Source organism: Gimesia sp. (assembly GCF_048260065.1).
GTDB lineage: Bacteria > Planctomycetota > Planctomycetia > Planctomycetales > Planctomycetaceae > Gimesia.
Genome location: NZ_JBLXHC010000001.1, coordinates 54,541 through 67,620, shown reverse-complemented (window position 1 = coordinate 67,620; position 13,080 = coordinate 54,541). Strand labels below are relative to the sequence as shown.

The following is a 13,080-nucleotide window of genomic DNA, read 5'->3' as shown; positions in this document are numbered from 1 at the left end:
CCCATACAACAGGTTTCATTGAAGCATTACCAACAAAGAAGATAGAACACAAAACTATGGCTACTGAATTTAAACTTCCTGAAGTGAGTGAGGGTGTCGAGACAGCAGATGTCGGACAAATCTCTGTCGCGGTAGGCGATACAGTGGAACAGGGTCAGGTTCTGATGGACATCGAAACCGATAAGGCGGTTGTCCAGCTGGAATCACCTTACTCAGGCACGATTGCAGAGCTTAAAGTCTCTGAAGGCGATTCGGTTTCGATTGGAGCCGTTCTGCTGTCGATTGAAGAATCTAACGGTGCTCCTTCTGCCCCCGCTGCAGAAAAGCCTGCGGAACCTGAACCAGAAGAACCAAAGACGGAACCAGCCAAAGCGGAACAGGTTGCTCCCCCTGAAGAAAAGCCGGAAAGCAAACCAGCTGCACCACAACCCGCTGCCGCAAAACCAGCTGCTGCGGATGCAAATGGCGATAAACCTCCTGTTCCTGCCGGCCCTGCTACTCGCAAACTCGCCAGAAAACTGGGGGTCGACCTGCACCAGGTCACAGGCTCCGGTCCCGGCGGTCGCGTCACTCAGGAAGACGTCGAAAACTATGTCAAAAACCTGATTGCCAACGGCGGTCCTGCAGGTGGCGGTGGCGGAATTGCTGTTCCTCCCCTGCCCGACTTCACCCAGTTTGGCGAAGTCGAACGCAAGAAACTCAACAAGCTGTCGCGTGTCTCTGCTAACAACCTCAGCCTGTCCTGGCAGGTGATTCCGCACGTGACGCAACACGATCTGGCTGATATCACCGACCTGGAAACAGCCCGAAAGCTGTTCATCTCCAAGCCGAATTACTCGGGTCCCAAAGTAACGATGACCGCTCTGGCCATGAAAGCCATCGCCATCGCGCTGCACGAATACCCGAGCTTCAACTCCAGCTTCGATACACAGACCGATGAAATTGTTTTCAAGAATTACATCAACATCGGTGTCGCCGTCGATACGGAAAACGGACTGGTTGTCCCCGTCGTCAAAAACGTCGACAAGAAAAACATCATCACCATTGCCAATGAAATGAACGCATTAGCCATCAAGGCCCGCGATCGTAAACTGGAAATGAGTGACATGCAGGGGGGAACGTTTACCATCACCAACCTGGGTGGACTCGGTGGAACATCCTTCACACCAATCGTCAATTATCCTGAAGTCGCCATTCTGGGTATGTCACGCTCGCGGCATGAATTCCAGCTGGTGGATGACAAACCCGTTTCTCGCCTGATGCTGCCGCTGTCGTTGTCCTACGATCATCGGGTCATCAACGGGGCTGACGCTGCTCGATTCATCGTGCGACTTTCCAGTTTACTCTCTGATCCATTCAATCTGCTGGTTGACTGCTGAGAACGTTATCTACTCTGAAGTAATGCAATAAAAGGTTTATCGATATTATGTCTGGATCAGCTACCAGAGAAACGGATGTTGTTGTTATCGGTGGTGGCCCTGGTGGTTATCCGGCCGCATTCGATGCAGCCGACAAAGGCTACAAAGTCATCATGGTCAATGATGACGTCGCCCCGGGTGGAGTCTGCCTGAACCGGGGTTGTATCCCATCCAAAGCACTGCTGCACGTCGCCAAACTGATTAACGAAACCAGAGAATCATCTGAGTGGGGCATCACTTTCCAGAAGCCGGAAATCAACCTCGATCAGCTCCGGGATTTCAAAAACAAAGTGGTTACACAATTGACCGGCGGTATCGGACAACTGGCCGGTGCCCGCAATGTGGAAATCCTTAAAGGTTTCGGCCGTTTCAAAGATTCGCACACAGTCGAAGTCACAAAGCAGGACGGCACCACCGAAACCGTCCAGTTCAAATACGCAATTGTCGCGACAGGCTCTTCACCGGCTGTGCCTCCTGTATTCGATCTGGATGATGATCGGATCATGGATTCCACCGGTGCCCTGGAACTGGCCGACATCCCTGCCAAACTGCTTGTCGTGGGTGGCGGTTACATCGGCCTTGAAATGGGTAGTGTCTACGCTGCACTGGGCTCGGAAGTGACGGTTGTGGAAATGACTGGAGGACTGCTCCCCGGTGCTGACCGCGATCTTGTTCGCCCGCTGCAGAAACGACTCACAGAAAGCTTTGCTGCAATTCACCTGAATACCAAAGTCGAAAAGCTGACTCCCGGCGATAACGGCATTACCGCCGATCTGAGTGGTGAAGGCGTCGAACCCCAGCAGGTCTTTGACCGCGTGCTGATTTCGATTGGTCGTCGCCCCAACAACAAAGGCATCGGCTTCGAGAACACCAAACTGGAACTCGACGAACGCGGCTTCATCAAACACGATGCACAGCAGCGGACCGCCGAGCCTCACATTTATGCGATTGGCGACATTGCCGGCGAACCGATGCTGGCCCACAAAGCCACACGCGAAGCCAAAGTGGCCGTCGAAAGTATAGCCGGTGAATTCGGCGAGTTCGATAATATCGCCATCCCCGCAGTTGTCTTCACCGATCCGGAACTCGCCTGGTGTGGCGTCACCGAGCAGGAAGCCAAAGACCAGGGACTGGAAGTGGAAATCACCCGCTTCCCCTGGGCGGCTTCGGGACGTGCACAGACTCTGGCCCGCACGGAAGGGCTCACCAAAATGATCTTCGATAAAAAAACCGGACGCGTGCTCGGCGTCGGGATCGTCGGACCAGGTGCCGGTGAACTGATTGCCGAAGGGGTCATGGCGGTCGAAATGGCTGCTGTCGCGGAAGATGTCGCGGAAAGTATTCATGCACACCCCACCCTGTCTGAAACCTTAATGGAAGCTGCAGAAGGCTTCATCGGTCAGGCAACACACATGTATAAACCCAAACGAAAGTAATCGATGACGTCAGGCAGTCGATCCAGACTGTCAGCGGATCGAATCATTAAGAACAGGAACCAGCATAAACGGAAGGCGTTGTTGAATGCGATTTCATAACCGATCAACGACGCCTTCTTATTTCAGTCGACGTGATCAGATCCGGCTGTTTCGTCTGGTTGCCGCTTTGGGTGTTATTTTTCTCGCGATGCTTTATGCCTCACGTGAAGAAAACTGGTACTGGCTCACGGGGCGCCCTGCAGATGATCCTGCGCGACAGCAGGCCAAAGAGCCGCCACGCGAAATTGACTTTAGTGTCAAGGAAGAAGCTCCTCTGAGGCCGGATGTATTTCGCTCTGAACCAAAGCGTGAAATCGAAGCGCCTGAAAAAGTCATTGCCCGGCTGGAAAGCGGTGAATTTGATGTACGCGTTGATCCTCGACTTCTGAATCCCGTCTCGGACAGCAACCTGGGTATTCGTAGTGATGAAGCGAACGCCATGTATTATCTGCTCGCCAAAGCCACTGCCATCCCGCAGAACGTACTGGAACAGTCGGCAGAACCGGCGCCCCCCTTCGTGGTTGTCATGACAGAATCGCCTCAGTACCGGGGAAAACTGATGACAGTCAAAGGGAACCTGAAACGACTCAAGTCTCTACCTGTAGAAGAAAACAGATATGGAGTCGAGTCGCTATATGAAGGCTGGTTTTTCTCAAAAGATTCCGGTACTCATCCCTGGCGTGTCCTCTGTACTCAACTCCCTCCAGGTATTCCTACGGGTGATGATCTCGCTGACATGCCTGACGTCCAGATCACGGGATACTATTTTAAAAAATACGGCTATCCCTCCGCAGCCGGTAAACTCCAGACGGCCCCCTTGCTGATTGCCCGCCAGATTCGCTGGTTCCCAACAGCAAAGCAGACCGCTCCTTCTTCCTCAGGAGCAGTGAAATACATTGTCAGCCTGTTTCTGGTAATCAGTGTTGCACTGGTTTTTCTGATCTGGAGATTCATGGTCAGCGATCAGAAATTTGCCCGCAGTCGTACCGCGAAACTGATGCAACGCCCCGACATGTCTATGGAGAGTCTCAAAGACATCAAGACCGTGGACATCAATGATGTCCTCAAACAGATGGGGCAGCAGAAAGAGGATCCGCCAGCCGGGTCAGACAAACCAGATAGCCAGAAGTAAACTGTATGCCAGTCCAAGCTCGACTCAGGCGACCTGCATCTGAATTGCTTCATCAATCGCAGCAAACACGGTATCACATAATTGGTGAATTAACTCCACAGGCATCCCCGGAGCCGGCATGAGAATGACCACATCACCCAGCGGACGCACAATCACGCCGTTCTTTCTGGCAGCCAGGGTCACCTGATGTCCCATACGACGTTCTGCAGGAAACGCAGCCCGGGTTTCACGGTCCGCGACCAGCTCAATCCCCACCATTACCCCTTTGTGACGAATCTCTCCCACGTGCGGATGATCCTTGAGTTCCGCCAGGCGCTGAGACAGAACCGCTGATGACGCCTGGACATTCTCCAGGATCTGATGCTCATCAAACAGCTTTAAAGTTGCCAGAGCAGCGGCACATGCCAGGGCATTCCCCGTATAAGTATGCCCGTGATAGAAAGCATTATAGTCCGTATGAGCCCCTTCGAAGGCAGCAGCAATCTCATCCGTCGCCATTGTTACCGCCAAAGGCAGATAGCCGCCGGTGATCCCTTTCGCCAGGCACAGAAAATCGGGAGTCACCCCTTCCTGCTCACAGGCAAACATCGTCCCGGTCCGTCCCAACCCAACCGCCACTTCATCGGCAATCAGCGGAATACCGTATTGGCTCGTCAGTTCCCGCACCCGTTTCAGATATCCGGCAGGATGCATCAACATGCCGGCTGCCCCCTGGACCAGCGGTTCAATCACAAACGCAGCCAGTCGCTGGTGATGTTCTTCGAGCAGTCGTTCCAGTTCGGCAAAACAGAATTCAAGATAGCTTTCTTCCGTATATCCTTCAGGATGGTGATAGGCGACCGGACATGGGATCTGTACCGATTCAAACAACAGCTTCCCGAAGATCTGATGGAAAATCGAAATACCGCCGACACTGACCGAACCGATTGTATCGCCATGATATGCGTGCTGCATGCAGGCAAACAAATCACGAGGCTGCGAATCGGCGGGAGTCTTCTGCGCATGATACTGAAACGCCATTTTCAGCGCAATTTCGACAGCCGTCGAGCCACTATCAGAATAAAAGACCCTGGTCAAATCGGTGGGGGTCCGTTTTACCAGTTCTTCTGCGAGTTCGATTGAAGGCACGCTCGCCAGTCCCAAAAGTGTCGAATGTGCGATTCGATCCAGTTGATCGCGGATTGCCTGATCCAGTTCAGGCACGCGGTGGCCGTGCACATTGCACCACAGTGACGACACGCCATCCAGATAAGAACCCCCTTCTGTATCAATCAGAAAGAAGCCATCACCGGATTCAATGATTGGCACACATTCATCGCGGTGCCCCTGCATCTGGGTAAAGGGATGCCAGAGATGCTCGTTATCAATTTTACGTAATTCGTCAGACTGCATTTTTCCACTCGACGTTATATTTAGCGCGGTAATAAAAAACAGAAAGAGCCACGTCCGAAGAGCGTGACTCTTTCACTGATTCTTCAAAAGCTGATACAGGACTAACCTGGCAGCAGGTCGCGAACGACATCGCGTTCATCCCGCAGTTCCTGTAAAGTCGCTTCAAATTTTGCCTGGGCAAAATCGTCATGCTCCTGACCTTCGACGATTTTCCAGGTAGTGCCATCACTGGTCAGCGGGTAACCGCAGATCAGGCCTTCATCAACACCGTAGCTGCCATCACTGCAGACAGCGGCTGAGAAGCTTTCGCCCAGGGGTGTTGGTGTGATAATACTTTTGATGGTATCCAGGGCAGCATTTGCAGCAGAAGCGGCACTGGAGGCACCACGCGCCTGAATGACGGCAGCACCACGTTTCTGGACGGTTTCGATGAATTCGCCACGCAGCCAGTCATGATCTTCAATGATTTCAGGAACCGGATTTCCGTGAATGGTGGCATGGTAAAAATCAGGAAACTGAGTGGCTGAGTGATTTCCCCAGATATTCATGTTCTTGACTGCAGACACAGGCTGACCGGCTTTCTTCGCGATCTGTGTCATGGCACGGTTCTGGTCCAGACGGGTCATGGCGTACCAGCGATCACGGGGAACTTTGGGAGCGTTGCTCATTGCGATCAGACAGTTGGTGTTACAGGGATTTCCGACCACCAGAACCCGCACATCATCAGCGGCAGCCGCTTCAACCGCTTTACCGGTGCTGGTGAAAATCGGACCGTTAATGCGGATCAGGTCGCCGCGTTCCATACCAGCTTTACGGGGAATACTTCCGACACAAACGACAAAGTTGCAGTCTGCAAAGGCATCTTCCAGGTGATCGCTGTCTGCTTTGACAACACCAGCCAGGGTTGGGAAGGCACAGTCGTCAAGTTCCATTTCGACCCCGTCCAACGCGGACAGCATCGGAGGAATTTCCACAAGATGCAGAATAACAGGCTGATCAGGGCCAAAAATTTCCCCGGAAGCCAGACGGAACAGCATGGCATAACCAATCTGGCCTGCTGCCCCGGTTACCGCAACTCGAATCGGATGAGTCATCTCTAAAGCACTCCTTAACATTGAATATTACTCAGTGAACCTGTCCCTGAACACAGGCCAGGATAAATGTGGATTCTTCTATTTTTTTACCTCCCTGCTGCCGGATCAGCAACCGTTGTGAGGCATCTGTTTCCATTTTCTGAAGACTACAGTGTCTTGCCCATCAAAACGGGTCATAAACTCGAATAAATCCAGAGATTCCGGCGATTCTGACTCAAGCCGACAAGACGGTGATTACTGGTTGAACAGTGCGATTCCACCAATCACCAGAACAGCCGCAGCCAACGAGGCTAAGGTGATTTTCACCCAGCTGTAAGGACGCTCTCCACTCACTTCTCCTGTCGCTGCATTTACGGCGACCTGATACAGTTTGTCCTTGTATTGGTAACTCATCAGCCACAAAGGCAACAGCAGATGCTTATATGTGATCGCATCGTACTGGCTCTGGACAGAATCGACCCGCTGAGTATCCCCACCGATGCGGCTGCAGACTTCGGAATACAGGGCAGCATCGATACGCTCTTTTCCCAGTATGAATCCGTCATCGAGTTCAATCTCATAAGTCCGCGCGGTAAAGCCCGCCAGATAGGCATGTTTAAAGGGAACCAGCAGATGCAGGGGAAACGGTTCCAGAGCGCGAATCAGATCCCGCGGTAAGCCATGAGAAGCCAGGATGATCACATCGTCAAAGAAACGCTGAAAGTCGCCCGAAGCCGGATACCACCGGGTCCGTCTTTCCTGCCGACGATTCTTCCCGGTCCCCACCGTGACGTAATAATATTCTCCCCGCTGTCCTGAATAGCGGGTACTGGTCATCGTATCGTAAGTAAAATAAGGCATATAAACGCCATGGAATTTACCTTCGACCCCCTTCTCTACAAATTCATTGGGAGCAAACCACAGCGACTTCACCCATGCCTTCAACTGCTGACGTGCGACCGCTTCTTCAATCAGAAACGGCAGCACGGCGTCAACGGGAACCCGCTTCTCAGATGTATGTGCATGCTCCAGTTGAATGGGAGACGCGCAGTACGGACACTCGGAACTGGTGACCGAGTCCACAAACAGTAAAGTCGCACCACAGCTCTCGCAGCGCACTTCCTGTTCCTGCTCGTCCCCTTCCTGGTCCGGGTACTCGCGCAATTCCCGCAGGTGCGCCAGCATGGCATAGATATCCTGCTCTTCCACTTCACGGTCAGGATCAATCCCGATCTCTTTTTCAAAGCCGCAATGCCCGCAACGGAGCTTCTGTGTTTTGATGTTGAATACCAGATCGGCGCCGCAGCTTTCACAGGGAAAAATACGGCCCTTATCATCGTCAATCCGTTCTCCCCCTCCAGCAAATGAGTCTTCCAGAAAGATCGGCTCATCGGCATCATGCGGAGGTAAAGGCGGTGGTTGCTGACTCATCTTTTGCTTTCCGGACTGACGGTGGCGTGCCCCTCAATCTCTCTGAATTCGAATGGTAACACTCTCAGTCCCTTAAGAACACTCGACTTGCAGTGAACGTAATTTTCCCTGCTCAGGATCAAACCTAATTTGCAGAATTCATTCCGGATAGTCAACCTGAACCAGATACAGACCGCAGGCCGGCGCAGTCGGTCCGGCCAGTGAACGATCCATTCCAGTTAAAATGTTCTGCACATCATTTGCGGTCCAGCGACCTACGCCCACTTCCAGTAAGGTCCCTACAATTGCCCGCACCATATTGTATAAAAAACCGTCAGCCACAACATCAACGGTAATGAATTCTGCTGCGGAAGAATTTCCCTGCAAAAGCGCAGCCTGTTCCAGTACGCCCCAGACTGGCCAGACCCCGGTCCGCTGCACTGTCAGTTCTTTAATCGTCCGTACGCTGGTAGCTTTATTGGGAAAATGAGATTCAAAACAGCGAAAATCATGTTTCCCCAACAATATCTGACCAGCAGCATGCATACTTTCAAAGTCCAGCGGTCGACCGAACTCACTGACATATTTCTTCAGGAATGGATAAGAAACCGCGGAATTATGAATCACATACCGGTACCGTTTCTGTATCGCCGAATAAGTCGCATGAAAGTCTGCAGAGACCTCCCGCGCTTCGCGTACGCAGATGCTGTCTGGCAGAAATCGTTGTAGACCTGATTGCAGATTCTTGCAGGGAATGGCAGATTCCGTCTGAAAACTGGCGACCTGTCCTAACGCATGCACGCCGGCATCGGTTCGACCGGCAACCAGTACCGGACTGTGCTGCTGCGTGAGCTGTTCAATCGCCTTCTCGACACATGCCTGGACTGACGGCCCATTGGGTTGAACCTGCCAGCCCGCGAATTCCGATCCATCATAGGCCAATGTCAGCTTAATATTTCTCATGAACGCTCAATCAGCTGAGATCATCAGAGACAGAATTTCAGATCGACGGGAAAGGTTCCTTACAGCCCCAGTTTTTTCTTCCAGTATTCGGTCTGTTCCTGCACAGGTGCTTCTCCCCCTGAACCAAAACTGCAGAGTGCCGCCATCGCATTACGCGCCCCCAGAACCTGGTAGATGTCCTCTTCAATCTGCGGACAGGCCTGCTGAAGTTCTTCCAGTGAAAGATCCACCAGACGAATTGACCGCGATTCACACAGTGACACCAGTTTCCCTACAATGCCATGCCCGGTCCGCATCGGCGTCCCTTTTTTGATCAGGTACTCCATCAGCGCGGTGGCATCGAGAAAACCGTCTTCCAGTTTGTTCGCGATTGTTTCCTGCTGTAGTTCGGCCCCTTCCACCATCGCCGCCGCCAGTTCCAGGCAGGCAGCTACGGTATCATAGGCATCAAATAAGGCCAGCTTATCTTCCTGCATATCACGGTTGTAAGCCATCGGCAGCCCTTTGAGCAGTACCAGAATCTGCTGCACATCGGAGATCGGTCGAGCTGACTTGCCACGAATCAGTTCCAGTACGTCCGGGTTCCGCTTTTGAGGCATGATCGACGAACCCGTGGTAAAGGCGTCAGGAAGCTTGATGAACCCGAATTCCGTCGAGAACCAGGCAATCCACTCTTCCGCCCAGTTACTGAGATGAGTTGCGATCAACGCCATACAGAAACAGAACTCCGCCAGATAATCCCGATCACTGGAGATATCCAGACTGTTCCGCGCGACATCGGTGAACTCCAGCAGTTCCGCCGTATAATGACGATCGATGGGCAACGAAGTCCCCGCCAGAGCGGCCCCTCCCAGGGGAGAAACATTCACACGCTTCAGACAGTCTGCCAGTCGCTGTCGGTCGCGATCGAACTTCTCACAGTAAGCCAGCCAATAATGGGCGGCTTTCACCGGTTGTGCCCGCTGCAGATGTGTGAAACCAGGCAGCACGAGATCCTGATCCCGTTCGCAGCGTTCCACAAATGCCGTCTGCAGATCTTTCAGCAGTCCGTCCACATGTTGAATCGCTTCGCGGGTATAAAGTTTCAAGTCAGTCGAAACCTGGTCATTTCGGCTCCGTGCCGTATGCAGTTTGCGGCCTACATCGCCGACCCGCTCAGTCAGCGCGCTTTCAATATGCATGTGGATATCCTCGAGTTCGAAACGAAACTCGAAGTTGCCTGCTGCGATTTCCTGACCGATCTGGGTCAGTGTCTCGACAATCTGCGTGCATTCATCATCGCTGATCAGGCCGACCTTAGCCAGCATCCGGGCATGCGCCTGTGATCCCTGAATGTCCACTGCTGCCAACCGGCTGTCAAAACTGATCGATTCCGTAAACGCTTCCACGCGGGCATCGGTCTGCTGTTGAAATCGTCCTCCCCAGGCTTTTGCGGCCACGGTGTTTCTCCACTGCATATTGAATTTGAAAGTTGAAACCGGAATCCTGAAGCAGAAGTCAACAGGTCCTGAACAGGAGATTAATCAGCAGACCGCCATCCATCAAGCCGCCTGCCAGCCCGGAGTCGAAATGCTGCGATAATTTATGCTTTTTCGACCGGTAATCGGGGTTTTTGTTGGTAAATGGTCTCTTTCCCCCTCTACGATGGAATTCAGAACGTCGCTACTCTGCCATCTATCAAAACAATAATAGACCCTGATTTAATTGTTGAAGTCACTGCAATGAAAAACCTGCCGCCACTCCTGACTGTTGTCATCTGCCTGTTTGCATGTTCCCGATCTCAGGCCGCCATTGAAGCCCAGAAACCGGAAACCAGTGCCGAAACAACGGACACAGCTCCTGCCTGGATTGTTCAGATTTCACCGGCTCCGGGTGTGAATTCGTACGCGACTCGGGAAATCCGATTCCCATTGGATCAAAGCCCGCAGCCTGCTGAAAGTGAATCAGATTCCAGAGATCTGATCGTCATTGCACCGCGTGTGATCCCGGAAATCAAAGCAACCGCAGTCTGTGAAAACTGTGCCACACGCCCGACTCCCATCCAGCGCAGCTACTATGTGCAATCAATGCCCTGGTATCAGGGATCGGCATTCGCACGCCTGCAGAGCTACCCGGCCAGTTACATGTATGGTGACTTCATTCGTTCCAACTGGTTTGGTTCGCCTTATCAGGGGAATACGTTCTACTACAATGGTTACCGACCTTCTTTCCGTTTCGGTTCACTGCAGTTCCGCGGGTTTGGTAATTATGATCGCATGTATAATCCGCGAATTATTCCATTCGGATACCAGTTCGCCGGCTTACGCGACTACTATGTGGCCCTGGCGATTGCCTCGCAACTGGGCTTATAATCAGACCCGGAAAGCCAGCTAAAAAATGCCTCTCTGTTGTGAGGGGATTGCATCCGCAGATCGCTCCTGTTAATTTTCAGTTTTTAACCTGCAAACAGGTTTTTAAATGTGACTGATCTTTTAGGAGTAAAGATATCAATGACGACTGATGCCCCCAAAGCCGTCGTTCTTGTCAGTGGAGGCCTCGACTCGGCGACAACATTAGCCATCGCCGCTGATGCCGGGTTTGAACTGTATGCGCTGTCATTCGATTACGGTCAGCGGCATCGTCATGAACTGGAGGCAGCAAAAAAGGTCTGCCAGGCATTCGATGTCAAAAAGTTCGTCACCTTCCCCCTGGACCTGCGTGTCTTTGGTGGTTCTGCATTGACGGCGGATATCGATGTTCCGAAAGATCGCTCCGAACACGATCTGGAAACCGGCATCCCCATCACCTATGTTCCCGCACGCAATACCGTCTTCCTTTCCATCGCTTTAGCCTGGGCAGAAACGTTGAACGCCTTTGACCTGTTTATCGGTGTCAACGCCGTCGATTACAGTGGCTACCCGGACTGCCGCCCCGAGTTCATCAGTGCGTTCCAGACCGTCGCTTCACTGGCGACCAAAACCGGTGTCGAGCATTCCGGGCACTGGAAAATCCATACCCCCCTCATCTCGCTGACGAAAGCAGACATCATTAAAACGGGGATGGAACTGGGGGTTGACTACGGCCTGACACACAGCTGCTATGATCCACTGCCAGACGGCACTCCCTGCGGCCATTGTGACTCCTGCCAGCTGCGTGCCAAAGGATTTAAGGAAGCCGGTTTCGCCGATCCCGCGTTGAAAACATACTGACAGACTCAACTGGAGGGTTTCAATTCCCAACCAGGTTCAGTCACGGGCGGCTCTGCAGATGGTTCAACCAGTTTTCCATACAGATCAGGTCGTCGGGCACGAATGTAGCGGCGTCCGCCGGCCTGATGCAATTTTTCCTCGGTGCACAACGCCATCGCAATGTCATCACCCAGATTGGTACATTCAGCGATGATTTCACCGAACGGATCCAGAATCATCGAGAGGCCCGGTTTCACTTCCTGATCGTCCATTCCAACCGGATTTGTGAAGATCGCGTACACGCCATTGTCATACGCCCGCGCAGGCAGCCACTTCATCAGCCAGCCTTTGCCTTTCGGACCCTGGAACTCCTGACGCAGCCGGACCGGATCGCGATCGCGATTGTGCCACAGTGCAGGATCGACCAAACCCCGCCCGGGCATCACGGAAGGTAAACAGCAGGTCACGTGAGGCATGAAAATCACCTCGGCTCCCAGCATGGTCGTCATCCGCACGTTCTCAATCAGGTTGTTATCGTAACAGATCAGGATACCACAGCGGCAGCCTCGCAGATCGAAGACCACATATTCACTGCCCGACGATAAATGGGAATTCACAAACGCATGCAGCTTGCGGAATTTAGCCACCAGCTGGCTGCCATCAACACAGAGGTACGTGTTATAGACTTCCCCCTGATCGACTTCGAACAGTCCCGCCAGAATCGGTACACCCACATCCTGAGAGATCTGCATCAGTTCCCGGGTGCTCGGACCAGCGGGCACCTCTTCTGCCAGATCCAGCAGTTCCTGTTTCGAAAATGATTGCACAAACGTGTAAGCGGGGATACAACATTCATGGAAGCTGACAATTTCCGCTCCCTGATCAACCGCCTGTTGAGAGAGTTCGCGAATCCGCTGCAGATTATATGCTTTGTCACCATTGCGGTGTTCAAACTGAACGGCAGCGATCCTGATATCTCTCATTTGGTTTTTACTCCTGATCTGCTAAACTGTGGAACAACCAATCTGTAGCACAAACCTATCTTAATCT

11 protein-coding genes are annotated in these 13,080 nt (G+C 52.6%); 5 read left to right on the top strand and 6 right to left on the bottom strand.

What is annotated here, in order from left to right; genetic code table 11:
• The first annotated feature begins 56 nt into the window (after positions 1-56).
• The 3 genes from ACN0YN_RS00255 (at position 57) to ACN0YN_RS00245 (ending at position 4,025) form a co-directional block, all read left to right on the top strand.
• Positions 57-1,379 carry a 2-oxo acid dehydrogenase subunit E2 gene (locus ACN0YN_RS00255; RefSeq protein ID WP_417382961.1) on the top strand — a complete coding sequence of 441 codons (1,323 nt, stop codon included), beginning with the start codon at positions 57-59 and terminating at the stop codon, positions 1,377-1,379.
• Between the two features lie 47 nt (positions 1,380-1,426).
• Complete coding sequence (gene lpdA, locus ACN0YN_RS00250; protein WP_417382960.1) at positions 1,427-2,854, top strand: dihydrolipoyl dehydrogenase; 1,428 nt, start codon at positions 1,427-1,429, stop codon at positions 2,852-2,854.
• A gap of 85 nt (positions 2,855-2,939) precedes the next feature.
• Entirely contained in the window at positions 2,940-4,025 is a 1,086-nt protein-coding gene (locus ACN0YN_RS00245) for a hypothetical protein (protein ID WP_417382959.1), read from the top strand.
• Positions 4,026-4,049: 24 nt separating this feature from the next.
• On the opposite strand, the gene bioA is transcribed toward ACN0YN_RS00245, so the two are convergent.
• The 5 genes from bioA to argH form a co-directional block, all read right to left on the bottom strand.
• Complete coding sequence (gene bioA / locus ACN0YN_RS00240) at positions 4,050-5,417, bottom strand: adenosylmethionine--8-amino-7-oxononanoate transaminase (protein WP_417382958.1); 1,368 nt, start codon at positions 5,415-5,417, stop codon at positions 4,050-4,052.
• A gap of 101 nt (positions 5,418-5,518) precedes the next feature.
• On the bottom strand, positions 5,519-6,511 hold the full coding sequence (locus tag ACN0YN_RS00235) for a malate dehydrogenase (protein WP_417382957.1): 993 nt from the start codon (positions 6,509-6,511) through the stop codon (positions 5,519-5,521).
• A 234-nt stretch (positions 6,512-6,745) separates the two neighbouring features.
• Positions 6,746-7,921, bottom strand: coding sequence for a hypothetical protein (locus ACN0YN_RS00230; protein WP_417382956.1), 1,176 nt, complete (start codon positions 7,919-7,921; stop codon positions 6,746-6,748).
• Between the two features lie 138 nt (positions 7,922-8,059).
• Positions 8,060-8,863, bottom strand: coding sequence for a tRNA pseudouridine(38-40) synthase TruA (gene truA / locus ACN0YN_RS00225; RefSeq protein WP_417382955.1), 804 nt, complete (start codon positions 8,861-8,863; stop codon positions 8,060-8,062).
• Positions 8,864-8,922: 59 nt separating this feature from the next.
• On the bottom strand, positions 8,923-10,302 hold the full coding sequence (gene argH / locus ACN0YN_RS00220; RefSeq protein ID WP_417382954.1) for an argininosuccinate lyase: 1,380 nt from the start codon (positions 10,300-10,302) through the stop codon (positions 8,923-8,925).
• 282 nt (positions 10,303-10,584) lie between these two features.
• Here argH and ACN0YN_RS00215 point away from each other — a divergent pair, with 282 nt between their 5' ends.
• Together ACN0YN_RS00215 and queC are read left to right on the top strand one after the other, a co-directional pair.
• Complete coding sequence (locus ACN0YN_RS00215; RefSeq protein WP_417382953.1) at positions 10,585-11,214, top strand: hypothetical protein; 630 nt, start codon at positions 10,585-10,587, stop codon at positions 11,212-11,214.
• A 138-nt stretch (positions 11,215-11,352) separates the two neighbouring features.
• Positions 11,353-12,051, top strand: coding sequence for a 7-cyano-7-deazaguanine synthase QueC (gene queC, locus ACN0YN_RS00210; RefSeq protein WP_417382952.1), 699 nt, complete (start codon positions 11,353-11,355; stop codon positions 12,049-12,051).
• Between the two features lie 5 nt (positions 12,052-12,056).
• Here the strand turns inward: queC and ACN0YN_RS00205 are convergent, their stop codons facing one another.
• Entirely contained in the window at positions 12,057-13,013 is a 957-nt protein-coding gene (locus ACN0YN_RS00205; protein ID WP_417382951.1) for a nitrilase family protein, read from the bottom strand.
• Positions 13,014-13,080: the final 67 nt, after the last annotated feature.

What these genes read in the sequence shown, in the direction of transcription:
- ACN0YN_RS00255 (WP_417382961.1), top strand. Translation starts at nt 57, where the DNA reads ATGGCTACTGAATTTAAACTTCCTGAAGTGAGTGAGGGTGTCGAGACA.
- lpdA (WP_417382960.1), top strand. Translation starts at nt 1,427, where the DNA reads ATGTCTGGATCAGCTACCAGAGAAACGGATGTTGTTGTTATCGGTGGT.
- ACN0YN_RS00245 (WP_417382959.1), top strand. Translation starts at nt 2,940, where the DNA reads ATGCGATTTCATAACCGATCAACGACGCCTTCTTATTTCAGTCGACGT.
- bioA (WP_417382958.1), bottom strand. Translation starts at nt 5,417, where the DNA reads ATGCAGTCTGACGAATTACGTAAAATTGATAACGAGCATCTCTGGCAT.
- ACN0YN_RS00235 (WP_417382957.1), bottom strand. Translation starts at nt 6,511, where the DNA reads ATGACTCATCCGATTCGAGTTGCGGTAACCGGGGCAGCAGGCCAGATT.
- ACN0YN_RS00230 (WP_417382956.1), bottom strand. Translation starts at nt 7,921, where the DNA reads ATGAGTCAGCAACCACCGCCTTTACCTCCGCATGATGCCGATGAGCCG.
- truA (WP_417382955.1), bottom strand. Translation starts at nt 8,863, where the DNA reads ATGAGAAATATTAAGCTGACATTGGCCTATGATGGATCGGAATTCGCG.
- ACN0YN_RS00215 (WP_417382953.1), top strand. Translation starts at nt 10,585, where the DNA reads ATGAAAAACCTGCCGCCACTCCTGACTGTTGTCATCTGCCTGTTTGCA.
- queC (WP_417382952.1), top strand. Translation starts at nt 11,353, where the DNA reads ATGACGACTGATGCCCCCAAAGCCGTCGTTCTTGTCAGTGGAGGCCTC.
- ACN0YN_RS00205 (WP_417382951.1), bottom strand. Translation starts at nt 13,013, where the DNA reads ATGAGAGATATCAGGATCGCTGCCGTTCAGTTTGAACACCGCAATGGT.